This is a genomic window from Aureimonas sp. AU20, from assembly GCF_001442755.1.
Lineage (GTDB): Bacteria > Pseudomonadota > Alphaproteobacteria > Rhizobiales > Rhizobiaceae > Aureimonas.
In genome coordinates, this window is the sequence record NZ_CP006367.1 from 1,383,121 (window position 1) to 1,408,140 (window position 25,020).

19 protein-coding genes and 1 tRNA gene are annotated in these 25,020 nt (G+C 68.1%); 11 read left to right on the forward strand and 9 right to left on the reverse strand.

The genetic code is table 11. From position 1 onward, the window contains the following. Window positions 1-25 precede the first annotated feature (25 nt). The 4 genes from M673_RS06120 to M673_RS06135 all read right to left on the reverse strand — a co-directional run bounded on the left by M673_RS06120 (window position 26) and on the right by M673_RS06135 (window position 6,228). The gene (locus tag M673_RS06120) at window positions 26-2,620 is read right to left on the reverse strand and encodes an HWE histidine kinase domain-containing protein (RefSeq protein WP_061974501.1); all 2,595 of its coding nucleotides are present in this window, start codon (window positions 2,618-2,620) and stop codon (window positions 26-28) included. Further along, window positions 2,617-3,237, reverse strand: a complete 621-nt coding sequence (locus M673_RS24535; RefSeq protein WP_061974503.1) for a biliverdin-producing heme oxygenase — start codon at window positions 3,235-3,237, stop codon at window positions 2,617-2,619. The genes M673_RS06120 and M673_RS24535 overlap by 4 nt, the downstream gene beginning before the upstream one ends. 164 nt (window positions 3,238-3,401) lie before the next feature. Next, a complete protein-coding gene (locus M673_RS06130) occupies window positions 3,402-4,694 on the reverse strand; it encodes an NAD(P)/FAD-dependent oxidoreductase (protein WP_061974505.1) in 1,293 nt (430 codons plus the stop codon). A 10-nt stretch (window positions 4,695-4,704) separates the two neighbouring features. After that, window positions 4,705-6,228, reverse strand: coding sequence for a glutamine synthetase family protein (locus M673_RS06135; protein WP_244493069.1), 1,524 nt, complete (start codon window positions 6,226-6,228; stop codon window positions 4,705-4,707). 289 nt (window positions 6,229-6,517) lie between these two features. Between M673_RS06135 and M673_RS06140 the strand changes: the two genes are divergently transcribed. The 6 genes from M673_RS06140 to M673_RS06165 all read left to right on the forward strand — a co-directional run bounded on the left by M673_RS06140 (window position 6,518) and on the right by M673_RS06165 (window position 12,090). Continuing rightward, window positions 6,518-7,309 carry an aspartyl/asparaginyl beta-hydroxylase domain-containing protein gene (locus tag M673_RS06140; protein WP_061974507.1) on the forward strand — a complete coding sequence of 264 codons (792 nt, stop codon included), beginning with the start codon at window positions 6,518-6,520 and terminating at the stop codon, window positions 7,307-7,309. Further along, on the forward strand, window positions 7,306-7,863 hold the full coding sequence (locus M673_RS06145; RefSeq protein WP_061974509.1) for a GNAT family N-acetyltransferase: 558 nt from the start codon (window positions 7,306-7,308) through the stop codon (window positions 7,861-7,863). The genes M673_RS06140 and M673_RS06145 overlap by 4 nt, the downstream gene beginning before the upstream one ends. 116 nt (window positions 7,864-7,979) lie before the next feature. Continuing rightward, the gene (locus M673_RS06150) at window positions 7,980-9,071 is read left to right on the forward strand and encodes a polyamine ABC transporter substrate-binding protein (RefSeq protein WP_061974511.1); all 1,092 of its coding nucleotides are present in this window, start codon (window positions 7,980-7,982) and stop codon (window positions 9,069-9,071) included. A 135-nt stretch (window positions 9,072-9,206) separates the two neighbouring features. Beyond that, window positions 9,207-10,358, forward strand: a complete 1,152-nt coding sequence (locus M673_RS06155; RefSeq protein ID WP_061977694.1) for an ABC transporter ATP-binding protein — start codon at window positions 9,207-9,209, stop codon at window positions 10,356-10,358. A gap of 11 nt (window positions 10,359-10,369) precedes the next feature. Next, window positions 10,370-11,272, forward strand: a complete 903-nt coding sequence (locus tag M673_RS06160) for an ABC transporter permease subunit (RefSeq protein ID WP_061974513.1) — start codon at window positions 10,370-10,372, stop codon at window positions 11,270-11,272. Beyond that, on the forward strand, window positions 11,269-12,090 hold the full coding sequence (locus M673_RS06165; protein WP_061974515.1) for an ABC transporter permease: 822 nt from the start codon (window positions 11,269-11,271) through the stop codon (window positions 12,088-12,090). Before M673_RS06160 ends, M673_RS06165 begins: the two co-directional genes overlap by 4 nt. A gap of 83 nt (window positions 12,091-12,173) precedes the next feature. On the opposite strand, the gene M673_RS06170 is transcribed toward M673_RS06165, so the two are convergent. From M673_RS06170 to M673_RS06180, 3 genes are all read right to left on the reverse strand, one after another. Then, window positions 12,174-13,436 carry a hypothetical protein gene (locus M673_RS06170; RefSeq protein WP_061974517.1) on the reverse strand — a complete coding sequence of 421 codons (1,263 nt, stop codon included), beginning with the start codon at window positions 13,434-13,436 and terminating at the stop codon, window positions 12,174-12,176. 59 nt (window positions 13,437-13,495) lie between these two features. Continuing rightward, window positions 13,496-15,391, reverse strand: coding sequence for an AsmA family protein (locus M673_RS06175; RefSeq protein ID WP_061974519.1), 1,896 nt, complete (start codon window positions 15,389-15,391; stop codon window positions 13,496-13,498). 195 nt (window positions 15,392-15,586) lie between these two features. After that, a complete protein-coding gene (locus tag M673_RS06180; RefSeq protein WP_061974521.1) occupies window positions 15,587-18,568 on the reverse strand; it encodes an ATP-binding protein in 2,982 nt (993 codons plus the stop codon). Between the two features lie 232 nt (window positions 18,569-18,800). Between M673_RS06180 and M673_RS06185 the strand changes: the two genes are divergently transcribed. The 4 genes from M673_RS06185 (at window position 18,801) to M673_RS06195 (ending at window position 21,755) form a co-directional block, all read left to right on the forward strand. Continuing rightward, window positions 18,801-19,322: a phasin family protein gene (locus M673_RS06185; RefSeq protein WP_061974523.1), complete on the forward strand. Its 522-nt coding sequence runs from the start codon at window positions 18,801-18,803 to the stop codon at window positions 19,320-19,322. 142 nt (window positions 19,323-19,464) lie between these two features. After that, window positions 19,465-19,541: transfer RNA gene (locus M673_RS06190), tRNA-His, on the forward strand. Between the two features lie 175 nt (window positions 19,542-19,716). Further along, entirely contained in the window at window positions 19,717-19,869 is a 153-nt protein-coding gene (locus M673_RS24540) for a hypothetical protein (RefSeq protein ID WP_156421097.1), read from the forward strand. Window positions 19,870-20,126: 257 nt separating this feature from the next. Continuing rightward, window positions 20,127-21,755, forward strand: coding sequence for a Na+/H+ antiporter (locus tag M673_RS06195; protein WP_061974525.1), 1,629 nt, complete (start codon window positions 20,127-20,129; stop codon window positions 21,753-21,755). Window positions 21,756-21,798: 43 nt separating this feature from the next. Here M673_RS06195 and xseA read toward each other — a convergent pair whose 3' ends face one another. Next, on the reverse strand, window positions 21,799-23,391 hold the full coding sequence (gene xseA / locus M673_RS06200) for an exodeoxyribonuclease VII large subunit (protein ID WP_061974527.1): 1,593 nt from the start codon (window positions 23,389-23,391) through the stop codon (window positions 21,799-21,801). Window positions 23,392-23,393: 2 nt separating this feature from the next. Beyond that, complete coding sequence (locus M673_RS06205) at window positions 23,394-24,347, reverse strand: LysR family transcriptional regulator (protein ID WP_061974529.1); 954 nt, start codon at window positions 24,345-24,347, stop codon at window positions 23,394-23,396. 255 nt (window positions 24,348-24,602) lie between these two features. Here M673_RS06205 and M673_RS06210 point away from each other — a divergent pair, with 255 nt between their 5' ends. Continuing rightward, a complete protein-coding gene (locus tag M673_RS06210; protein ID WP_061974530.1) occupies window positions 24,603-24,866 on the forward strand; it encodes a DUF1127 domain-containing protein in 264 nt (87 codons plus the stop codon). Window positions 24,867-25,020: the final 154 nt, after the last annotated feature.

The window sequence follows — 25,020 nt, forward strand, 5'->3', positions numbered from 1 at the left end:
AGGCGGCGGGGACGCGGCAGACGGCTTACCCGTTTCGTGCTCCGGCGACGGCCCGGGCGAGGGCCTTCACCAGTTCCTGCGCATCGAACGGCTTCTTGATCGCGCCGGCACCGGCCGCGTCCTCGGGCAGTTCGATCTTTTCGCCATAGCCGGTCACGAAGACGAAGGGAATGTCGCGGCGCCGCAAGTCGGGCACGAGCGAGAAACTCGTCTCGCTGCCCAGATTGACGTCGAGGAGCGCAACGTCCACCGCCTGGCTTTCCAGAAGCTTGCGCGCCTCCGAAACGCTGGCCGCCAGATGCACCTCGCGCACGCCCTGGTCGATCAGAAGCTGCTCGGCGTCGAGCGAGATGATCATGTTGTCTTCGAGAATGAGGGCGCGAAGGCCGTTCAGGATTTCGGGGCCGGCCGGGCGCGACATGGTCTCTGTTTCCTTCGGCAGCGCGGTCGCGGGAAGGGGGGCGACGGTCTGGATGTGGAAGACCTGCGCCGGCAGCCGGAAATGGGCGCGAAGCCCGCTAAGGCGGAAGTCCAGCCGCGCCTCGCCGCCCAGATCGTGCGGGATCGAGCGCTCGATGATGGTGGAGCCGAAGCCCCGGCGCGTCGGCGCGGTGACCGGCGGCCCGCCGCTTTCGGTCCAGTCGATGCCGCAGCTTCCGTTCTCGTCCAACCGCCAGACGACGCTGACGCTGCCCGAGGAATCCGACAGCGCGCCGTATTTCGCCGAGTTCGTCACCAGTTCGTGGAACACGAGCGCGAGCGTGGAAAAGGCCGCGGCCTCCACGCAGATCGGCGGTCCGTCGAGATGCACCCGGTCCTGCTTGGAGCCGATATAGGCGAGTACCTCGGTGCGTATGATGTCCTGCAGCGAGGTGGAGGAAAACTGCTCGCTGGTGATCTGGTCGTGCGCGCGCGCCAGGGCCTGGATACGCCCGCCGATGATCCGAGCGAAACCGTCCACGTCCCGCGCGCTGGGCTTGGACTGCACCACGAGCGCGCGAATCAGGCTGAGGATGTTGCGCACCCGGTGGTTCAGCTCGGCGATCAAGAGCTCCTGCCGCTGAGCGGCGAGCATCTGCTGGCGCTCGCTCTCCTCGTTGAAGCGCAAGAGCACTTCCAGGATCGAAACGCGCAGCGATTCACCGGCCTTCACCTCGCTCTCGGTCCAGGGGAGGGACTTGCCGAGCACCGTTTCCTTCCAGGCCTCGAAGCTCTTGCGCGGCGTCAGCCGGGCGCCGTTGGGTCCGATCATCCGCTCCTTGGTCTTGGGATCGCCCGCCCAGGTGACGGTCTGCACGATCTCGCGGCGGAAGAAGAGGATGTAGTCGCGCGGCGAACGCGAGATGGGAATGGCGAGAACGCCGGCCACGCGGTCGCTATAGTCGGCGGCCGGCGCGTGATGGGCCGACAGCTCGTCGGTGGCGTAGACGCGGCTGGAGCCGGCCCGATTCAGGAAGCGGGCGAGCGACTGCAGCTCCTCGCGCGACAGGCCGACGCCGTGCGTGCGCTCCTGGCCCTTGGCCCAGACCGCGAACCCGTCGCAGGGAATGATCTCGCGCAGCTCCTCGGCAAAATCGGCCACGGCCTCGACCGAGGGCGAGGCGGCGACGAGCTTGGAGACGAAGCGGTCGTGCTGCTCGCGCGTCGCCTCGTCCACCCGCTTGGCCTCCTTGTAGAGGCGGCCCTCGATGATGAGCGAGACCATCTGCCCGAAGAGCTCGGTCGCGCTGCGGATTTCCATGGTCAGGTGGCGCGGCGCGTAGTGATGGAGGGCGAAGAGGCCCCAGAGCTTGCCGTCGATCACGATCGAAATCGACATGGAGGCCGAGACGCCCATGTTGGAGAGATATTCGATATGGATCGGCGACACGCTGCGCAGCACCGATAGCGACAAGTCGAGCGGGCGCCCGTGCGGATCGAGCTCGGGCAGGACGGGGATCGGCACGGCGCCGACATCGGCGATGATGCGGATCTGGTTCTGGACGTAGAGGCGGCGGGCCTGGGCGGGAATGTCGGCGGCGGGATAGTTCAGCCCCAGGAACGAGCCGAGGCCGCCGCGCACGGATTCGGCCACCACGGCGCCGGCGCCGCTGGAGGCGAAGCGATAGAGCATGACGCGGTCGAAGCCGGTGATGCCGCGCAGCTGGCGCACGCATTCGCGGTAGAGCCCGTCGAGCCCATCCGTGCGCTGGACGCGCGAGATCATGCTCTTGATCAGCGCGCCGGGATTGATGCCGGCGGCGCGCGCGGCGGGCTCGGCCTCCACCACCAGCGTCGAGCCGATCACATGGATGGCGACGTCGAAGGGGCGCCCGTCGCCGAACAGGTCGAAGCCGAAGAGCCGCTCCACTCCATCGCTGGAGGAAAGGATCTGCAACCGGCCGCGAATGGCGTGGACGGAGCTTTCCGGGAACAGGAAGAGCAGCGGCTCGCCCAGGAGGGCGTCCGCGTCGTGCGGCGTGAAATCGGCGATGTTGGCGGACACGCGCTCGATCAGCCAGTCCATAGAGGCCGCGACCAGGAAGCCGAAATCCTGGATGCGGCCGAGGAACTGGATGGGCTCGCGGTCGCAATTGGTCAGGTCGACGTCGTGATCTCTCGAAGCGGGAAAATTCGTCAAGAGAACGTCATCCTGATCCGGGCACCTTCGGCCAGGGCGCGAAAGGTGCGAAACGTCTGGTTGGCCGCCGCGACGGCCCGATCGGCTTCCCGCTCCGAAAGACCGGCCGCGCTCATCACGGCCAGCAGCCGGCGAAACGGCTCGGGATCGCTCGAAGCCAGGAGATAGCGCACCGGCAGGCGAGAGCCGGGGCTGCGGCGCAAGGCCTTGAGAAGAAAGGCCGCTCCCAGCCGCGAGCCTTCCAGAACATAGGCCGCGCCCAGCGCCTCGGGAAGGGAGGGCGAAAGCGGCAAGCGCGCCGGCGCGGCGAAACGGGGCAGCGCCAGATCGCGGCAGTCGGCCGCCAGCGCCGCAAGGCGGCCGCCCGGCTCCCACGCCGCCGGGTTGGACCGCGCCAGCGGACTCTGCCGCAGGAGGGGCTCGACCGCCTCGTGCCCGGCGCGGTTGGTCAGGAGAAAGCAGGCATAAAGAGCCTCCGCGCCCGGCGCCAACATGCCGTCGAAGCCGGCGTCCAGCGCCTCGTGCTCGGCGCGAGTTTCCAAGCGGAGCCTGTCGCGAAGCCGGGGGGTGGTCGCCGGTTCCGGCTGGCCGGAGGAACTGGTGGCTTCGCGGGGCAAGAACGGTCCTCGATGGTCGGGCAGCATTGGCCACCTGGGAGACGATTCGACGATTCGGCGGCGGATCAACGCCTGCAAGCCGATCCGGCCGCGTTGTCAAACGGTCTTCATGGACCGTCTAAGTGGAACGGGCGGGCCGACGGCGCAAGGCACGATCGACCTCGTCAAAACCGATCGCGCAGCGCATACCATGTCATCGCGAGAAAAAGGAGAGGCGCGCGAAGGGCCGAACCGCCGGGAAAGGCGGGGATGCGCAGCGCCTCCAGTTCGGCCAGTCGATCCTGGTTTCCCAGCACCCGTTCGGCATAGAGCCGCCCGGTATAGTGGGACAGAAGCACGCCGTGCCCGGAAAAGCCGCCGATCACCGTAAGCCCCGGCTCGGGGCTCGCGACATAGGGCATGCGCGGCATGGTGACGCCAACCGACCCGCCCCAGGCATGGGTGAAACCGACATCCGCCAGATGCGGATAGATCGAGACGACCTGACGCCGGATCTGGCCGACGATATCGCCCTCCGCCGAGGAATAGGCCTCGCGGCCGCCGAACAGGAGGCGGTTGTCGGGCGTCTTTCGGAAGTAGCGCACCACGAAGCGGGAATCGTCCGCCGCTTCGCCCCCCGGAAGCACGAGGCCCGGTTCGGCCAGGGGCTCGGTCGCCGCGATGAAGGAGCGGATCGGCATGACATGCGCCGCGTTCGCCCGGCTCAGCCCTTCGCCATGGGCGTTGACCGCCATCAGCGCGCGCTGGGCGCGCACTGTGCCGAAGGGCGTCTCGGCCTCGACCGCCGTGCCGCGCCGGTGAAGACGCGTCACCGGCGTTTCCTCGTAGAGCGCGGCGCCCGCCCTTGCCGCCGCGCGGCCCGTGCCGATCAGGAGCTTCATCGGGTGGAGATGCCCGGTGCCGGTGTCGATGACGCCGGCGTGGTATTGCGGCGAGCCGAGGCGCGCCTCCGTTTCCTCGCGGCCGAGAAAGCGGGCATGGGGATAGGCGTAGCGTTCAGTCAGGATTTCGGCGTGGCGGCGATAGCTCTCGACATAGCGCCGCTTGTGCGCCAGCGAGAGCTGGCCGGGCCGGTAGTCGGCCTCGATCCCGTGTGCCGCCATCATCTCGTGCAGATGGGTCTTGGCGTCCTCGGCCATGGCGAAGAGCACGCGCGAGCGCTCCAGCCCGACCTCGCGCTCCAGGTCTTCGGGCCATTGCCGCTGGCCGGTGCCGAACTGGCCGCCATTGCGGCCCGAGGCACCGTCCCCAAGCCTTGCCGCCTCCAGAAGCGCCACGCGGACGCCGCGACCCGCCAGATGCAGCGCGGCGGACAGGCCGGTGAAGCCGCCGCCGACAATGAGCGTGTCCACCTCGATCGAGTCGTCCAGCCGGGGATAGCGCGGCCGCTCGCCCGCCGAGTCCTCGTACCAGGAGCGGCCGGGCGAAATGGGAGATTGGTAGGAGCCGGCGCTCATCGGGCGCGGCTCAAACGTTCAGGAGAAGGAATTCGCGTTCCCAGGGACTGATGACCTGCATGAAGGTTTCGAACTCGCCGCGCTTGATGCCGGTATAGGTGGCCACGAACTCGCGGCTGAACACGTCGTGGAACGCGTCCTCCGCCTCGAAGGCGGCGACCGCCTCCAGAAGGCCGCGCGGCAGCGAGATGACGCCGTCCTCGTTCACCGTCCGGTCGGTCGGCTGGTCCGGCTCCACCGCATTCACCATGCCGAGCCAGCCGCAGGCGAGCGAGGCGGCGAGCGCGAGATAGGGATTGGTGTCGGAGGAGGGCAGGCGGTTCTCGACGCGCCGCGAGGAGGCGTCCGAGGTCGGCACGCGAAAGGCCGTGGTGCGGTTGTCGTAGCCCCAGGCATTGTTGGTGGGGGCAGACATGCCGTGGGTCAGCCGGCGATAGGAGTTCACATAGGGCGCCATCATCACCAGCGCCGCCGGCACGTAACGCTGCATTCCGCCCAGGAAATGGAAGAAGAGCGGCGAGGGGCTGCCGTCCTCGTTGGAGAAGACGTTCTGCCCGGTGACCGCGTCCACCACCGACTGGTGGATATGCAGCGCCGAGCCGGGCTGGCCTTGGATGGGCTTGGCCATGAACGTGGCGTAGATGTCGTGCTTGAGCGCGGCCTCGCGGATCGTGCGCTTGAACATGAAGACCTGGTCGGCCAGCTCGATCGGGTCGCCGTGCCGCAGGTTGATCTCCAGCTGCGCCGCGCCGTCCTCGTGGATCAGCGTGTCGATCTCCAACCCTTGCGCGTCGGAGAAATGGTAGATGTCGTCGATCAGTTCGTCGAACTCGTTGACCCCGCCGATCGAATAGGCCTGCCCGCCCGAGATCTGCCGGCCCGAGCGACCGATCGGCGGGGTGAGGGGATAGTCGGGATCGACATTCTTGGAAACGAGATAGAACTCGATCTCGGGCGCGACGATCGGCTTCCAGCCCCGGCTCTCGTAGAGCGCGACGACGCGCTTGAGCACGTTGCGCGGCGTGTAGGCCACGGCCTCGCCCGCCGTGTCCACGAGATCGCAGATCACCTGCGCGGTCGGGTCGGTTTCCCAAGGCACGGCCGAAAGCGTCGAGAGATCGGGCACGAGCTTCAGGTCGCCGTCGTTGGGCGAATAGCGGAACTCGCCGGTCTCGTCGGGATACTCGCCCGAGATCGTGTGCATGAACAGCGCCGAGGGCAGGGCGAGCGAGGTGTTACCGGTGAACTTCTTGGCCGGCATCATCTTGCCGCGCGCCACGCCCGCGAGATCGGGCGTGATGCATTCCACATCCTCGATGCCGCGCGCGCGCAACCATTCGCCCGCCTCGGCCATGGACGGCACGCCCCGTCGCGAATCCAGGAAGCGCGGCCGCTCGGGCTCGGCCTCGCGGCGCGACAGGCCGATGCGCCCGCCCGATCCCGTGCGCTCCACCGTGCGGCGCTTGGGCTTGTCGCGCTTGATCTTGGAGGGAGACGCCTGCTCGAGTTTGGGAGGCCGGGTGCGATCTGCCATGCGTTCCTGCGCGGAATTTCGGTTGCCTCGACCATACCCGCCCCGGAGCCAACCGCAAGGCGCCCCGGCGAAGCGGGCTCGCGCGAGAGGGCTGGAAATCGCCGGGCCGATCGGGCACAGGGCGATAAGGGGACCTTTGTAACGACGGGGCGGCTGTACCCGATGCGATCGATCCGCTCGGGCATCGGGGGGCTGCGCATCGTGCGTCATGGAAATGACATCGAAGCCCCTATTTGAGGTCGAAGCCGCCAAGGGGCGGGCATGGAGGCCGCAGGACGCGGTGGATGGCATGACCGAAACGACCCAGCAGAAGCTAAAGACCCAAGGTCTGGAAGACACGATGAGCCGGGGCGGCCTTGCCGCCCGAATGGTTCAGAAACTCGTGGACGGCGCCGAGAGCCTCAATCTCAAGCATTCCGCCATCGGCAACCCGGCGGTCTATCCGACCGACGACTTTCCCTGGGCACGCGAGGTGGAGCGGGAATGGCGGCTGATTCGCGCCGAGCTCGACAAGATCCTGGTGCGCAAGGGCGATCTGCCCGCCTTTCACGAGATCTCCTCGGAAGTGCGTTCCATCTCGTCCGACCAGAACTGGAAGACCTTTTTCCTCTGCGGCTACGGCATCAAGTCCGAGGAGGCGATCGCCCAGTGCCCGGAGACTTGGCGCATCCTGCAGAAGATCCCGGGGCTGAAGTCGGCCATGTTCTCGATCTTCGAGCCGGGCAAGCACCTGCCGCCCCATCGCGGGCCCTATAACGGCGTCCTGCGCTTCCATCTGGGGCTCGTGGTGCCGCCCGAGCCCGACAAGATCGGCATCCGCGTCGCCGACCAGACCTGCCATTGGGAAGAGGGCAAGGCGCTGATCTTCGACGACGCCTACGAGCACGAGGCCTGGAACCATTCCGACAAGGTGCGGGTCGTGCTCTTCGTGGATTTCGAGAAGCCGCTGCGCTTTCCCGCCAATCTCACCAACAAGGCGGTGCTCAACCTCGCCATGTTCACGCCGTTCATCCGCGAGGGTTACAAGGCGCACAAGGCCTGGGAAAAGATGTTCTACGGGGAAGGCCGCAAGCACCGATGAGTGAGACGGCGGGTCTGCCCCGGCCGCTCTGGCGCGCGATGGCGGCGGCGGACGTTCCCGGCGCCATCGCGGTGGCGGACGTGGTGCATCCCAGCTTCCCCGAAGGCCCGGCCATGTATCTCGACCGGATCGCCTTGTTCCCGGAAGGGTGTCTGGCGCTGGAGACCGAGGCGGGGGCGATCTGCGGCTACGCCATGGCCTACCCCGCCGCGCTCGGCGCGCCGCCGCCGCTCGACACCGCGCTCGGCGCGTTGGAGCCCGGCGCCGACGCGCTCTATCTTCATGACGTGGCGCTCCTGCCGGCGCTGCGTGGGCGCGGGCTGGCCGAGCCGGCAATCACCGGGTTGCTCTCGCTGGCGGACCGGCGCTCGCATCCCGCCATGCTCGTCTCGGTCTACGGCACCGCGCCCTATTGGCGCCGCTTCGGCTTCCGGCCGGCGGGCGAGACGATCGCGCCGGCCAAGCTCGCCTCCTATGGCGAGGGGGCAGTCTACATGGTTCGGCCAGCCTTCGTCCTTGGCGGCGGCGACGAGGGTGCGGGGGCGTCTGCCTGAAAAACGAACAAGGTCTTAAAATCGGCGGCGGGGACTAGGAATCGCGGCCGCGCTTGGCGATATTGCCCGCACTGCAAGAGGGCGCCGAGCCCGCCGCGCGAGAAGGTCCGCCAGCGATGAGACACAATGCCTTTGCCTTGGGGTTGGCCCTGGCCGCCTTCGCGAGCCATGGCGCCATGGCGCAGGAGAAGGTGCTCAATATCTTCAACTGGTCGGACTATATCGACACCTCGATCGTCGACGACTTCACCAAGGAAACCGGCATCCGCGTCGTCTACGACGTGTACGATTCCAACGAGATCCTGGAAACGCGCCTCTTGGCCGGCGGCAGCGGCTACGACATCGTCGTGCCCTCGGCCGAGTATCTGCAGCGCCAGGTCCAGGCCGGCGTGTTCCAGAAGCTCGACAAGTCCAAGCTGCCGAACCTTTCCAACATGTGGCCGCTGGTGACCGAGCGCGTCGCCTCCTACGACCCGGACAACGCCTATTCCGTCAACTACATGTGGGGCACCACGGGCGTCGGCTACAATGTCGAGAAGGTCAAGGAGCTGCTGCCGGACGCGCCGCTGAACTCCTGGGCTCTCGTCTTCGATCCGAAGAACGCCGAGGCCCTGTCGAAATGCGGCATCGACATGCTGGACGCGCCGGGCGAGATCATTCCCGCGGCGCTGAGCTATCTCGGGCTCGACCCCAGCGCCTCGGATGCCGATTCGATCGGCAAGGCGGAAGCGCTGCTCCTGAAGGTTCGCCCCTTCATCCGCCGCTTCCATTCCTCCGAATATATCAACGCGCTCGCCAATGGCGACATCTGCGTCGCGGTCGGCTTCTCCGGCGACGTGTTCCAGGCGCGCACCCGCGCGGCCGAGGCCAAGCGCGGCGTCGACATCGGCTATTTCATCCCCCACGAAGGCACGATGATGTGGTTCGACCAGATGGCGATCCCGTCCGACGCGCCGCATGTCGACGCGGCGCACCAGTTCATCAACTACATGATGCGGCCCGAGGTGATCGCCAAGGCGACGAACTTCGTCAGCTACGCCAACGGCAATCTCGCCTCGCAGAAGTTCGTGAACCCCGAAATCCTGAACGACACCTCAATCTATCCCGACGAGGCTACGTTGAAGACGCTCTACGTCAAGAAGCCCTATGACGCGCGCGCCCAGCGCACCGTCACCCGCGCCTTCACCACCGTGAAGACCGGGCAGTAAGCCCGGCGCCCCGGGCCGGCAGGCTCGGGCTCAAGCATCGCGATCGGACCGGGCGCTGGATCTTCCCGCGCCGGTCCGGGCCAAGAGGCGCGCCGTCGAGGCACGGGCGCCTCCATGATCTGGTTCGGGGTAGAGATGGCAACGGCACCCAAGGCTTTCGGCAATATCCGCCGCTCGTTCGACCCGTGGAACGACCCCGCCGCCAAGCCGCTGATCGAGTTCGACCGCATTTCCAAGCGGTTCGGCACGTTCAACGCGGTGGACGATCTCAGCCTCAAGATCTACCCGCGCGAGTTCTTCACGTTGCTCGGCCCGTCCGGCTGCGGCAAGTCCACGCTCCTGCGCATGCTGGCGGGCTTCGAGGAGCCGACGGCCGGCGACATTCGGCTCGGCGGCGAGAGCCTGAAGGGCGTGCCGCCCTATCGGCGCCCGCTCAACATGATGTTCCAGTCCTACGCGCTGTTTCCCCATATGAGCGTGGAGCAGAACGTCGCCTTCGGCCTGAAGCAGGACGGCATGGCCAAGGGCGAGATCCGCGACCGCGTGGCCGAGATGCTAAAGCTCGTGAAGCTCGACAGCTACGGCAAGCGCAAGCCGCAGCAGCTTTCGGGCGGCCAGCAGCAGCGCGTGGCGCTGGCCCGCTCGCTCGCCAAGCGCCCCAAGGTGCTGCTTCTGGACGAGCCGCTCGGCGCGCTGGACAAGAAGCTGCGCGAGGAAACGCAGTTCGAGCTGATGGACCTCCAGCAGGAACTCGGCCTCACCTTCGTGATCGTGACCCACGACCAGGAAGAGGCCATGACCATGTCCGACCGCATCGCCGTGATGCGCGCCGGCAAGCTCTGCCAGGTGGCGACGCCGGCCGTGATCTACGAGGCGCCGACCTCGCGCTACGTCGCCGATTTCGTCGGTAACATCTCGCTGATCGAGGGCGTGGTGGACAGCGCGTCGGGCGGGGTCGTGCGGCTCGCCACGGATGTCGGGGCGATCGAGTCGGAAAGCACGGTCGCCGTCGCGCCGGGCGACAGCGCGGCCTTCGCCGTGCGCCCGGAAAAGATGCGCCTGTCGCGCCGCCCGCCGAGCGATATCGGCGTCAACGCGCTGCGCGGCGTCGTCTGGGACATCGCCTATCTCGGCGACGTGACGCTGTTCAACGTCAAGCTGGAAAACGGCGCGCTGGTGCGCTCCACCGTCATCAACGCCGCGCGCGTGGCGCCCGAGCAGATCGGCTGGGAAGAGGAGGTCTGGCTGACCTTCGAGCGCGACGCCGGCGTTCTTCTGGTGCAGTGAGGAGCGGGGAGATGGCGTCTCGTGCCCTGAGGGTCAACTGGTGGAAGGGCGCCGTGATCGGCGTGCCCTATCTCTGGCTCCTCGTTCTGTTTCTCGTGCCCTTCGCGATCGTCTTCAAGATTTCCCTGTCGGAAACCGCGATCGCCCAGCCGCCCTATCTCCCGGTCTTCGACTGGACGGGCGTTTCGGCGTTGGCCGGCAGCCTGCGCCAGCTCGGCACGCAGAGCTACCAGTTCCTGGCCGAGGACCCGCTCTATCTCAACGCCTATCTCTCCAGCCTCCAGATCGCGGCGGTCTCGACGGCTCTGACGCTGCTCGTCGCCTATCCCCTGGCCTATGCCATGTCGCGCGCGCCCGGCGGGCTGCGGCCGGTGCTGGTCATGCTGACGGTGCTGCCCTTCTGGACGAGCTTCCTGATCCGCGTCTATGCCTGGATCGGCATCCTGCGCAACGAGGGCTATCTCAACCAGTTCCTCCTTTGGACCGGGCTCGTCGACACGCCGCTGACGATCATTAACACCAACACCGCTGTCTATGTCGGCATCGTCTATTCCTACCTGCCCTTCATGGTGCTGCCGATCTACGCCAGCCTGGAGCGGCTCGATCCGCGCCTTCTGGAGGCGGCCGGGGATCTCGGCTGCACGCCGCTCGGCGCGTTCTGGCGCATCACCTTCCCGCTGTCGCTGCCCGGCGTTCTCGCCGGCGCGCTTCTCGTCTTCATTCCGGCGGTGGGCGAGTTCGTCATCCCCGATCTTCTCGGCGGCTCGCAGACGCTGATGATCGGCAAGACCCTGTGGGACGAGTTCTTCACCAATCGCGACTGGCCGGTGGCCTCGGCGGTGGCGGTGCTTCTGCTTCTGGTGCTTGTGGTGCCGATCGTTCTCTTCCAGCGCATTCAGGCGAGGGCGGCATGAAACGAGGCCTTTCCGCCTTCAATCTCGTTTCGCTGGTGCTGGGATTCGCCTTTCTCTACCTGCCGATCCTGCTTCTGGTGGTCTATTCCTTCAACGCCTCGCAGCTCGTCACGGTCTGGGGCGGGTTCTCGACGCGCTGGTACGCCTCGCTCATGGGCAACCGCCTGTTTCTCGACGCGGCCTGGGTGACGCTGCGCGTCGCCTTCCTGTCGGCGACGCTGGCCACCGTGCTCGGTACGATGGCCGCCATGGCGCTGGTGCGCCACGCCCGCTTTCCTGGGCGCACGCTGTTTTCCGGCATGGTCTTCGCGCCGCTCGTCATGCCCGAGGTCATCACCGGTCTGTCGCTGCTTCTTCTCTTCGTCGCCATCGGCTTCGACCGCGGCTTCTGGACGGTGACCGTCGCGCACACGACGCTGACCCTCTGCTTCGTCGCCGTGGTCGTTCAGTCGCGCCTCGTCTCATTCGACCGGTCGCTGGAAGAAGCGGCGCAGGATCTCGGCTGCCCGCCCGCCAAGGCCTTTCTGCTGATCACCCTGCCGGTGATCTGGCCGGCGGTGGCGGCGGGCTGGATGCTGGCCTTCACCCTGTCGCTCGACGATCTCGTGATCGCGAGCTTTACTTCCGGCCCCGGCGCCACGACGCTGCCCATGCGCATCTACAGCCAGGTGCGGCTCGGCGTGACGCCGGAGATCAACGCGATTTCCACGATCATGATCGCCGTGGTGGCCGTCGGTGTCATCGCCGCCGCGCTGTTCACCCGGCGGCAGGAAACCCGCCGCCGGGCGGACGAGCGCCTGGCCGCGCAGGACGTCTAAACTTTCCGCGTTTCGAACGAGAAAAGCCCCCTCGCGTAGTGTTCGCAAGGGGGCTTTCGTTTGTGAGGCGATAGGCGGAAGCGTCAGGGCTTGCAGCGGCAGCTTTCGGCATGGGCGGCGGCGATCGCATCGAAGGTCGCGGTGAAGGCCGCGCCGAGCGGGTCCGCCGGCAGGGAAGAGGCGCCGAGCAGCCGGTCGGTGACTTCGAGGTCCGACAAGGCGCCGACCACGGTGAGGCGCGTGCGCGCGTCTCCGGGGAAGCCGCCTTCCGGCGCGAAAAGCGGCTTCAGCTCCGCAAGGCGCGTCAGCGCGTCCTTGGGCGCCCCGTCCTTGGCGGGGGTGTCCTTGGCCGGGGCGGGGCGCATGGGGCCGATCGGGGCGACGACGCTGCCCGTGGTGGTGGTGTCGAGCGCCTGCGACTCCGCCACGTTCGGCATGCGGCGCCGGATCGCCTGAGCCAGCTCGGCCACGGCCGCGCTGACGTCGGCGTCGCTTTCCAGCTTGTTCTCGGCGCGCGCCGGGATGGGCGGCAGGTCCGGGTCGGGGGCGTTGCCCTGCGAAATCCGCGTTTCGCCTTCCTCGCGCCCGGCCACCAGCATGGGCGGGCCGATAAAGGCCTCGTCCTTGACGCCGATGCTGGCGCGCAGGGTCTCGGCGATCTCGGCCGGGGTCGAGCGATCCTCCGGCGCGGGCGTCGGCAGCGGCACCGGGCGCAGCGCCAGAAGCGCGGCGTCCAGGCTGCTGCGCGCCATGGCGCGCGCGGTTTCGAGATCGCGCTGCCGGCGCTCAGGCGAGATCGCCACCTGGCCGGCGAAGCGCTTGAGGGTCGCCAGATATTGGTCGATGCCCGAGCAGAGATAGGGCGAGGGGCCCTGCGTCAGGAAGTCGGCGAGATCCTCGCGAACGCGCATCGCCGTCCAGCGCGCATTGCCGTCGCGCGGGGCCACGCCCGAGGCGCCGTTGGCAGCGGCCGTGGCGGCGCGCAGCGCGGCGCTCTCGTTCGGCCCGCGCGAGCGCGCATTGGGTGGGAAGATCAGGCCACGCGCGGCCGGCGCCTCGCCCGGCGCCGCCGTCCTGGCGGGCTCGGAAGGGGCGGAAAGGGCCGCCTTCACGCCCTGGAACGGCCCTTCGGCGATCGGCTTCAGCTTGGCGTGAAAGTCGCGCGCGCAGGCGGCCGGATCGGCCGGCGCGCCGCGAAGGCCGGTTGAGACCGTCGAGGAGCCGGCGGCCCCCGACGAGGGGTCGGAGCCGACGCGCAGGACGGAGCCGGCGGCCGAAGCGGACAGAGGGCAGAGGATCGAGCCGGCGAGAACGAGGGCAAGGAGGCGGGGGGACAGCAGGGGCAAAAGCGGCTCCGTTCCGGATGGGCGGAACGCCGCGCGCCTGAACCAGGGAGCGTTCCGTCTCAGGTCGGCCCGTCCGACGCACTTACGGTTAACGTCGGTTTCGGCCATTCGCCATCCAGCTTGAACCCGATGGGTTTCGATAGGGTGAACGAATTCGATACGCCGGACGCTTCGACCTTGGTCGGGTCGAACTGACCCTGCACCGCGAGGCGGCCGCTGCGCAGGTCGATCTGTCCGTTGGCGGTCGCCTCGCCCTCGTCGAAGGCGATGGAAAGCTTGTCGATTCGCATGCGCGGCCCGACGCCGGCCAGCGCCAGATCGACCCTGCGAAACGGCTCGGGGGAGGCCATGGTGGGGTCGATCGGGCGCGGGCCCGGCACTTTCAACATGCCGCGCTCGACGCCGGCCAGCTGTCCCTCGCGCACACGCAGCTTGGCTTCGGTGCGGCTGGCGAGCGCGATCTCGGCCCAGTTCGTGGCGGGGCCACGCAGGGTCAGCTGCAACTCGCCCCGGCCGGATGCGAGCGGCATCGTGGTGCCGGTCAGGGTCGGAAGGGTCGCCACGTCGATGTCGCGCAGGCCCGCCGAGATCACGAGGTCCGGGCGCGGCGCGGTGGTGTCGACGGTGATGCGAAGATCGCCGCGCCCGTCCAGAAGCGCCATGTCGCCGATGTCGATCGTGCCGACGCCGGCGCTCGCCTTGATCGTCGCCGCCACGTCGCGCGCCGTGGTGCGGCCGAGATCGGCTTCCTCCGCCGACAGGCGCAGGTCGAGATTGGCGTCGGCGATGAAGCCGGTGCGGATAGGGCGCTGATAGTCGAGCACGGTCTGCGGCGCAGGGGCGATCGCCCGGCTGAAACGGCCGAGGTTGAGCTTGCGGAAGGCGAGCGTGCCGGAGATCGCGGGCACGCCGCTCGCCTCGCGCGGGAGAACGGCCTCCAACGCGCCCCGCGCCGTGTCGCCGCCGAGGTCCAGCGAAGCGGAGCCGAAGGACACGCGGTTGTCCACCAGCTGGATCTGCGTCTGGATGGAAAAGGCGCCGAAATCCGGCAGGCCCGCGTTGGACCGCCCGATCCAGTCCACCGCGCGGGACAGGGACGCCGTCGAAAGACTCATGGCCCCCGACAGTTGGAGGAACTCGCCCGCCGCGCCGCTGCCGTCGAAGCCGATCTCCAGCGCCGGCGCTTTCAAGGCCAGTTTCAGTGGTGCGGTCTGTCCTTCCGTGAAGGAGAGCGGCCGGTCCATGCGCGCGTCGAGCCGCAGCGGCTGGCCGTTCCAGACGGCGGCACCCGACAGGCGCGCCATGCTGGTGCCGCCCGGCCATTCGAAGGTGACGTTGACGTTGGACAGGCTGTCCGGGCGCCCCGGCAGGCGAAACAGCCCCTCGCGTATGTCGAGCTCTCGAAGGCCCTCGAAGCGCACGAGAAACACGCGCAAGTCGCGCGACGCTTTGCCGACGGGAACGCCCGTGGGGGCGGGCTCGGGCGGAACAGCGGAGGCGGGGGGCGAGGCGAGTGTGGCGGCGGCGTCCGGCACTTCGCCGGCCGGCCCGAGTTCGGGCCGTACCAGCGCGACGCGCGTGATATCGGCGCGGCCGAGAAGCGCGGGGAAGAGCGCGAAATCGGCCTCCACGCGGTCCACCGAGAGAAGCTGAGCGTCCGCGCCCCCGCCGGTTCGGGCGCGTAGGTCCGTCAGAACAGCCCTGGGGCGCGGCAGAAGCTCGAAGGTCACGGTGCCGTCGACATGGACCGGTCGGCCCGTCAGATGGGCGAGCCGGGCTTCTAGTTCCTCGCGCGCGTCGCCGAGCTGCAGCGAGACCTGCGACAGGGCAAAGACCAGAAGTCCCAGAACCAGCAGAACGACGCCCGAAACCGCAGACAGGAGCCCGCGCCGATGCCTGTCCCCGCGCGATGGCTTCTCGGTCGCGCGCCGCGCCGGGGCAGGAAGCTCTTTCAATCCGGGGTCCTTCGAGGCGTTGCGGGGCCAGACGCCCAAGTCGTATTGCTCAGAGAGTCATATTACTTAGAGAGACAGGCCGGGCTTGAACAGAGCGCCGCCGCCCGAGCCCGGCCCGATGCCCCGCAATCAGCCACGCGATTGCGCCGATCGCATGGCGCGCCGGCCGAGCCCGAACCGGCCGCGGGTTCGATCCTACACCGCGAGGACGCGGGAGGGCGGAAAGGTAATCTCCACCAGCGTTCCCTCCCCGGGCGTGGAGGCGATCGAGAACTGCGCGCGGTTGGCCTCCACCATCGCCTTGGTCAAAGGCAGGCCGAGCCCCGTGCCTTCGCCCCGCCCGCCGGCCTTGACCTGCTGGAAGGGGGTGAGCGCGATCTCAACCTCGTGCTCGGTCATGCCGATGCCGGAATCGCGCACACGAAGGCAGACGGTGCCATCCTCGCCATAATGGGTGGAGGCGACGATCTGGCCGCCGGCCGGCGTGAAGCGCACGGCATTGGCGATGAGGTTGAGTGCGATCTGGCGCACCGAGCGCCGGTCCGCCACGACGGGCGGCACGGAGGCCGGCAGGACGGATCGCACAATCACCCGCTCGCGATTGGCCTGGGGCTGCATAAGCGAGACGACCTCGGCCACGATCTCGTGCAGCGACACCGATTCGAAGCTCAGCTCGATCTTGCCCGCCTCGATCTTGGAAATGTCGAGAAGATCGTTGACGAGGTCGAGCACGTGATGGCCCGAGCGCTTGATGTCGCCGAGATATTCGAGATAGCGCTCGTGGCCGATCGGGCCGAAGCACTCCGACGCCATGACGTCGGCAAAGCCGATGATGGCGTTGAGCGGGGTGCGCAGCTCGTGGCTCACATTGGCCAGGAACCGGCTTTTGTGCAGGCTCGCGTCCTCGGCCTGCTTGCGCGCTTCCACCAGATCCTTTTCGGCCTGCTTCCACTGCGCGATGTCGCGGATCACCACGCACCAGCCGCGCCCGTCCGACAGGCGGCCGAGCGTGACGAAGAGCGGGATCGTGCCCTGCTCGCCGCCGCGCGCCTTATCTGGCCCGACCTTGGCATGGACCTCGCGCCCGTCGTTGAGGATCGAAGCGAGGCCGTTGTCGCGCAGCGTCTCGATATAGTCGCGCGCGGTCTGCCGGCTTTCGGGAACCAGAAGCTCCACAAAGGGCAGGCCGAGATAGAAGTCGGGCGTCAGGCCGAACAGCGCCTCGGCCGCGCCGTTCATCTTGCGCACGCGCTCGCCCGCGTCGAGCAGGAGGATGCCGTCGGTCGCCGTGTCGAGCACGGCCTGAAGCTCGTCCACCTCGCGCTGGAGATCCACCACTTCCCCGGCCAGGAGATCGTCCGGTGGCTCGCGCGCCTCGGTGAAGGACATGAGCAGGCACGAGCGCCCGGCCACGGACACGCGCTGGAGATGCAGCCGGGCGCGCTCCATCGTGCCGTCGCCGCACTGGATCACCGCCTCGTCGCCTTCGCCCGATTCCCCGCAGGAGAGAACCAGCCGGTCGAGACCGCCCGAGTCCTCCAGCGCGTCGAGATCGCTGTAGCGGGTCAGCGAGAAGAAGCGCTTGTTGGCGAAGAGAAGCCGGTCGCCCATCTGCACGAGAACGGCCAGCGGCAGCGCGTCGAACATGTCCTCCAGCTCGTGCGCGGCGAAGGGCACGGCGTCCTCCACCGGCTCGGGCTCGAAGGTCACGGGCTCGGAATTTGCGGGTTCGGGAGCCGCCGGCTCCGCGCGCCGCGCGTCCGCGGGCTGAGGCTTGAGCGGCAGAACATTTCGCGGCGACACGCCGAGCTCGGCGCCGATGGCGCGGAAGGCCGCTTCCTCGGCGCTCGACAGGGCAAGCTCGCGCCGGTGCCGGCGCTCGGCCCGCTCGCTCTCGGTTTCCGGCGCCTGTTCCCGCCGGCCGAAAGCCGCGCGGATTTCAGCCTCGTCCTCGTCCTCGGTCTCGTCCGCTTCCGGCTCCTGGGGCACGGGCAGGCCGCTGCGCAGCACGAGGCCTAGCGCGTCGGGATCGGCCACATGCTCGGCCGGGCGCACCACGCCGAAGCCGCGAAAGCCCTCGAAGCGGCGGTCTCGGCTGTAGATTGGCAGTGCCGCGAGATCCACCGGTGCCTTGCGGTCGGTTCCCTCGATCGGCCAGAGGATCGAGCGCCCCGACCACGTATCGCGCCGCTCCAGGAGGCGGGCGATCTCGCCGTTCTCGTCGAAACCATAAACCCGCGCGACATCGGTGAAGGCCCGCCCGATCACGTCGGCCGAATGCGGGCCGACCACGGCGGAAAAATCCGTTGAGAGGCTGGAGAAGCGGCCGTCTTCGTCGATCTGCCAGACGAAGCGCTTCGGCTCGCCGTTCAGCGGGGCTTCGAAACTCGGCTGGAGCAGGGCGGGTTCGGGTGCTTCGGGCTCCACTGCAAGGACGAGCGTGGGAGCGCTTTCAACTGGCAGCAATGACGGGTCGGCGTCCAACCCCTGTTCGATGGACTCGGCGATCTTCGCGGGCGCGTCCGCCGAAACAGCCTCGTTCGAAACAGGCGCGGCGACCGCGTCGTCACCGGCGTCCGGCGTGTCGATATGGATGAGCACCAGCCCTTCGGCCACTTTGGCGAAGGACAGCGCGCCGTATTCGTCCTCGACCGTCAGCCGCTCTTCGCCGGCGCGCAGGAACTCGGCGCCTTGCGCGGCGAGAAGCGACTGCTCTTCGGCTGGCAGATTGGGCGTTCCCCAGACGAAGCCCGTGTCGGACACGACGCAGGCCAGCGCCTCCGTTAGCCCTGCTTCCTGCACCAGACGCCGGGCGAAGGCCTCGCGCGTTTCGCTCGGCGCGCCGTCGAGGCGCACGGTCAGGAGAACCCAGGCGCTGTCTTCACCGCTACCGTCCGGCATGGCTTCGAGCCGGGCCAGCACCGCCCGGCCCATGCCGGCGTCGGCCGGGCGCAGGAGCAGCTGCGTGCGTCGCTTGAGCGTCAGCGTTTGGCGCGCCGAGCCGATCTGCGGCAGGAGAGGGGAGGTGGCGTCTTCGCCCGAGGAGCGCCGTCCGCCGGGCAGCGCCAGCAGCGCGGCGCCGGCCGCGTTGCACCAGAGAACGGCGGCAAGGTCGGCCGACAGCACGGCCACGGCCGAGCCGATGGCGTTGGCAACGCGCACGGCTGGAAGAACCATGAAGTCGAGAGGCGTCGAAATGGCCGTGTCTCCGGTGGAAGAACGAAAAGGTTACCGGAGTGTTAATACGGGCTTGCGCGGCTCAAATCCAGAAGCCGCCGCATCACCGCCCTCTATCAACGGGCGACAGGGTTAATGCAAGGCCCGCCGGACCTCCCCCGGCGCAAATGCGGCGCAACCCTTGCTGGCGATGCCTCGTTGTGGTCACAATGCTTCGAGGAGGAACCCGACCATGTCCGACACCGACAAGCCGCAGGACGCCGCGAACGCCGCTTTCGAAGGCGCGCGCAAGGCGTTCGACACGATGACCGACCCCAAGGCCTTCCGCGACGCGCAGGCGGCCCTGGGAATGGACCCGTCCAAGATGACGGAAGCCTTTCGCTCCGCCACCGAACGCTCCATGGAGCAGTCGATGGAAGCCTATGCCAGGATGAAGGCCGCCACCGAGGAGGCCTCGCGCACCCTGGAGGCCACGATCGAGAACGCCCATTCCGGCTCCCTCAACCTCACCAAGCGGGCGCTGGACGGCATGCGCACGCAGGCCGAGATGAACTTCACCCATCTCCAGAAGCTTGCCAGCGTTCGCTCGCTTTCGGAATTCATCGAACTCCAGACGAGCTTCTTCCGCCAGCAGGTCGATCTCGCGACGCGCCAGGCGCGCGACATTCAGAGCGCTTCGCAGTCCGCCGCGCGCGACGTGCTGCAGCCCGGTCGCGAAGCCGCCGAACGGGCGACCGGCAAGACCGAGTTCTAAAGCGAAGCCAGTTGCCACCGGGCAGGGGGTGGCTGAGTTCTTGGCCTCCCGCCGCTTCGAGGGACGGGTCTTTTTGGCCCGCCCCTCTTGCCATCCCAGCCGAAAGCTCGTATTGCCCACCCAGTCGTCGCGACAGCGATGCGCGGTTGTAGCTCAGTTGGTTAGAGCGTCGGATTGTGGCTCCGAAGGTCGGTGGTTCGAACCCACTCAACCGTACCATTCTTCTCTACTACTAATTAATTCATGCTTGTCACCGAGTTCGCGCTAAGGCGATCGAGCCGTTGAGTCTGAGCAAGCTGACGCGCGTTTTGCTGTAAGGCGACCGATAGCCTTCCCGTCAGTCGGCTAAGACTCGCGCGCGGAACTTCGCTCGCCACCGTCCGTATTCCTTTTCATGGCAGACAGCGAGAACGACGCGGCGAAGAGCGAGCGTGGGGAGAGCGTGTTCTCACCCGTGCCCGTGTGCATCATGATCGGAGGCGGGTTCGCCACGCTCATGATGCTGAAAAGCGCGTTCGACCTGATCCGGACCTATGGCGGGGTCTGACGAGACGCCCGGGTGGGCGAGGGCTGCGCCCGCCTGGCAGGATTCATGAACTCGGGCCGTTGGTGGGGGTGATAGAGCCTGCTCCTCCACGGGCCTCACCGTCCGAACGCTCTCGCAGCTCTCCGCCCGCTTCCGATCGTTGACAAGCGCGACCCGCATCGGGCCTTTGCGAACCATGGCCCGGCCGATGCCGGACCATGGCGCGTCTGGCGTTGGCCACAGCGGTTCGGTCGCCCGGGCGCTTGCGGGAGAGGCTTTTGGAAACCGTCACGATCGCTCTCGTTCTGCTTCTGGCCGTGGTGGCGAGCGGGCTTCTGGCCCGCATCCTGCCGCTGCCCGTGCCCCGGCCTCTGTTCCAGATCGCGCTTGGAGCAGCGATCGGCCTGTTCGCCGATATCCGCGTGACGCTGGATCCCGAGATTTTCTTTCTCCTCTTCCTGCCTCCGCTCCTGTTTCTCGACGGCTGGCGCATCCCGCCTGAGGAACTGGTGAAGGACCGCGCGATCATCGTGGAACTAGCGCTGGGGCTCGTGGTCGTGACGGTGACGGGCATGGGATTCTTCATCCATTGGATGATCCCCGCCGTGCCGCTGGCGGTCGCCTTCGCGCTCGCCGCCATCATCTCGCCGACCGATCCGATCGCCGTTTCGGCCATCGCGCGCCGCGTGCCCATCCCCAGGCGCATGCTCCATATCCTGGAGGGCGAATCGCTCCTGAACGACGCTTCCGGTCTTGTTTGCTTCCGCTTCGCCGTCGCGGCGGCGCTGACCGGCGCCTTCTCGCTGCGCGAGGCGCTTTTCAGCTTCGCCTGGGTGTCGGTGGCCGGGGTCGCCGTCGGCGTTCTCGTCACCTATGCCGTCACCCGCGTCAAGGACTGGATTTCCGACCGCTTCGGCGAGGACACGGGATCGCAGATCCTCATCAGCCTTCTCATTCCCTTCGGCTCCTATCTCCTGGCCGAGCATCTCGACGCCTCCGGCATCCTCGCGGCGGTTGCGGCGGGCCTCACCATGAGCTTTGCCGAAACCTCCGGCCGGGCGCTGGCGACGACGCGCGTGCGCCGCTCCACGGTCTGGGACACGATCCAGTACACCGCCAACGGCATCATCTTCGTGCTGCTCGGCGAGCAACTTCCCGGTATCCTCGCCAGGGCGGCCGAAACGGTCGACATCACCGGCAATCGCGAGTCCTGGTGGCTGGTGCTCTATGTCGTCGCCATCACGGCCGGCCTGGCGGCGCTGCGGTTCGCCTGGGTCTGGCTGTCGCTGCGGCTGACCATCCTGCGCCGTCGCGGGCGCACGACCTCGCCGAGCTGGCGCATCGTCGCCGCCATGTCCTTTGCCGGCGTGCGCGGCGCGGTGACGCTTGCCGGCGTTCTGACCCTGCCGCTGACCCTTGCGGACGGAACGCCCTTTCCCGCGCGCGATCTTGCGATCTTTCTGGCGATGGGCGTTATCATCGCCTCGCTTCTGGCCGCGACCTTCGTTCTGCCGCTGCTTCTCAACGGGCTGGAGCTACCGCCCGAGCCCTCGCGTCAGGCCGAGGAGGATGCCGCGCGCATCGCCGCGGCCGAGGCCGCCATCGCCGAGATCGGTCGTTTCCTGCGCGCGGCGGGCGAGCGGGCGGGCGACACCGATCTCTATGTCGCCGCCGCGTCGGAGATCACCGAGCTTTATCGCCAGCGCATCGACCGGCGCTCGGGCGAGGGCGACAACGCCGATATGGGCCTGCGCGCCGAGCGCATCGAACGCGAGATGCGCCTTGCCGCGCTCAAGGCAGAGCGTGCTGAGCTGTTCCGCAAGGTGCGCAGGCGCGAACTCGGCACGGAAACCGCGCGCAAGCTGGTGCGCGAGATCGACATTCTGGAAACCCGCTACGCCGGCTGAGCGACGACGCTTCGCTCTGCTCCGATCCACTAACCCTGCGTGGTCAGAACAGGTCGCCCTGGTTTTCCTCGATCTGCTCGCGCTTGGCCCGCTTGGCGCCGCGCGCCGGGCGGGCCGTGGGCACGGCGTCCGCGTCGGGCGCGGCGGCGATGGCGGCGCGGCGGTGGCCGCGCGCGAACTCGATCTCGAAGCTCGAACCGGGCACCAGATCCTCGGCGCGGGTGATCGGCACGTCGTTCTCGCCGCGAATGATGGCGTAGCCGCGCTCCAGCACCTGGCGCGGGTCGAGGCTGGAGGCGACACGCCAGGCGCCGGCCAGCGCCGCGCGCCGCTGCGCCTGCCGGGTGGCGAAGGCGCGGTCGAGCCGGTCGGAGGCGGTGATGAGGCGATGGCGCGCCTCGGCGCCGCGCTGCGTCACCACATGCGGGCGCAGGGCCGCGCCCAGGCGCTCCAGCGTATGGCGCTGCTGGCGCAGGGCGGTGTCGAGCCGGTGCACCAGGGCGGAGTCGAGATGGCGCAGGTCCGCCCGCTTGTCGCGGATCGCACCTTGGAGGCGCGAGGGCGAAAGCTGCAGCCCGGCCTCGGCCAAGCGCCGGCGACGTTCGCCGAGGCCTAGGCGCTGGTTGCGCTCCAGCGCGCTGTCGGCCTCGTCCAGGCGTCGGCGCGGCAGGGCCAGCAACATGTCGGGCGAGGGCAGGGCGCGGGCGAGATTGGCGACCGCGCGCCGCTCGGCCTGCAGTGTGCGCGAGATGGCCGCGCCGCTGCGCGCCTCGATCGCGGCCAGCACCGCCAGAAGCTCGGCCCGCACCGGAACCGCCATTTCGGCCGCGCCGGTGGGCGTCGGCGCGCGCCGATCCGCCGCGTGGTCGATCAAGGTCCAGTCGGTCTCGTGGCCGACCGCCGAGATCAGCGGAATGGCGGACTCGGCCACGGCCCGCACCACCGCCTCGTCGTTGAAGCCCCAGAGGTCTTCCAGGCTGCCGCCGCCGCGCGCGACGATCAGGAGGTCCGGGCGCGGAATCTTGCCGCCGTCCGGCAAAGCGTTGAAGCCGGCGATCGCCGCCGCGACCTCGGCCGCCGAGGTCTCGCCCTGCACCCGCACCGGCCAGACCAGGACATGGAGCGGGAAGCGGTCGGCGATGCGATGCCGGATATCACGGATCACCGCGCCGGTCGGCGAGGTGACGACGCCGATGACGCGCGGCAGGAAGGGCAGCGCGCGCTTGCGATCGGTGGCGAAGAGCCCCTCGGCCTCGAGCTTCAGCCGCCGCTCGTTGAGCAACGCCATCAGCGCGCCCGCGCCTGCCGGCTCCATCGCCTCGATGACGATCTGGTATTTGGACGAGCCGGGGAAGGTGGTCAGCTTGCCGGTGGCGATGACCTCCAGCCCTTCCTCGGGCTTGAAGGCGAGCTTGCCGAAGGAGCCGCGCCAGACCACGGCCTCCAGCCGGGCCTTGTCGTCCTTCAGCGCGAAATAGGCGTGGCCGGAGGAGTGCGGGCCGCGATAGCCCGAAATCTCGCCGCGCACCCGCACATGGCCGAACGCGTCTTCCACCGTGCGCTTGAGCGCGCCGGAGAGTTCCGAGACGGAATATTCCGCCACATTGCTGGCGGCCGCTTCCATGAGATCGCTCATGCCTACCAGCCCGCGACGCCGACGCCTGGCCGAAGCCGCTGGCTGCGGATCATCCGCGTTTCCGGCAGCCGGGAATTGATCTGCGGGGGAACGGAGGGCGCCAGATTCTGCAGGCTTTCGCGGATGTGGATCACCAGCGCGTCGATCACCGGCGAGTCGGTGTTGCGCCCGCGCATGACGGCGATCTGCGCGTCATCGAGCCGGGGAAAGCCTTCCGCGTCGCTGAGAACCCGCATGCCCGGCCGCAGCGCGCATTCCGGCAGGACGCTGACGGCAAGGCCCGCCAGGACGGCCGAGGTGACGATCTGCGCCGACCAGGAGGTGAAGAGAATGCGATGGGCGCGGCCGACGCTGTTCAAGGCGTCGACCCCCTGCTTGCGCCAGGCGCAGTCCGTGCGGCCGATGGCGAGCGGCAGGATCGGCTCTTCGTGGACGCTGTGCGCGGCGGAGGTGACGAAATGCAGCGGCTCGGTGCGCACGATCTCCGACCAGGCATGGGTCTTGGACGGGCAGACCAGCGCCACGTCGAGATGGCCCTTGTCCACATGTTCGATGAGGCTCGACGTCGTCTCGCAGGCGATCTGGAGTTCGACGCGCGGGTTGGAGCGCACGAATCGCGCCATGATCTCGGGCAGGAAGCGCTCGGCATAGTCGTCCGGGAGGCCGATCCGCACATGACCCTCGATGGTCTGCTCGTCGAAGGCCGACAGGGTTTCCTGGCTGAGCGAGAGCATCCTCCTCGCATAGGAGAGGAGCCGGCCGCCCGCCTCCGTCAGCTTCACCGTTCGGCCCGAACGCTCGAACAGGTCCGTGCCCAGGCGCTCTTCCAGCCGGCGCACCTGCATGGAAACGGCGGACTGCGTCTTGAACACTTCCTCGGCCGCGCGGGTGAAACTGCCCGTGTCGACGATGGCGAGGAAGGTGCGGAGCTGGTCGAGGTCGAGGGGCGTGGCCACGGCTTCACCTATAATGATCGGTGATGATGGGCATAAGAAACATTCGTTGGTCTGATCCGTCAAGCCGGACTATCTCCATCCTCGACAGCCAGAGACGAGACCGCGAAATCGGGTGGCGCGAGCCTTCGACGGAGTGGACACTTGGCCGGCTACGCAGCCGGCACGGTGCTTGCAAACGCGCGAACGACCCCGTTCGAGCGAGCGCTCCCGCTTTGCCTGTCGACCTGAAAATGGCTTCCCAAGAGAGATCCTGCCATGACGCTTGCATCGAAGACCCCCGTTCCCTCCGTGGACGGTCTCGCCCAGTCGGTCCGCACCGGCTTCCTCGCGCTCGCGGCGATCGTCCGCACGATCCGCAATCGCCGGGCCGCCTACCGGATGTCGGAACTGCCCGACTATCTCCTGAACGATATCGGTTTGAAGCGCGACGACGTCCACGAGGCGCTCCATGCCGACTGGCGCGAAGACCCGACCTATCGGCTGGCCATCAGGGCAGGACAGCGGCGCCGCTCGCTTTGAGGCGGCCGGAATGAAAAAGACCGGACCGACAGAACCCGGACTGCGAATGAGAAAAGACCCGCCGCGAAGCGATCGCAGCGGGTCTTTTCTGTTGTGGGAGAGGGAAGGCGCGCCGGCTTAGAGCCTATTTGGAAACTCGGGCGGGTCGGTCCGT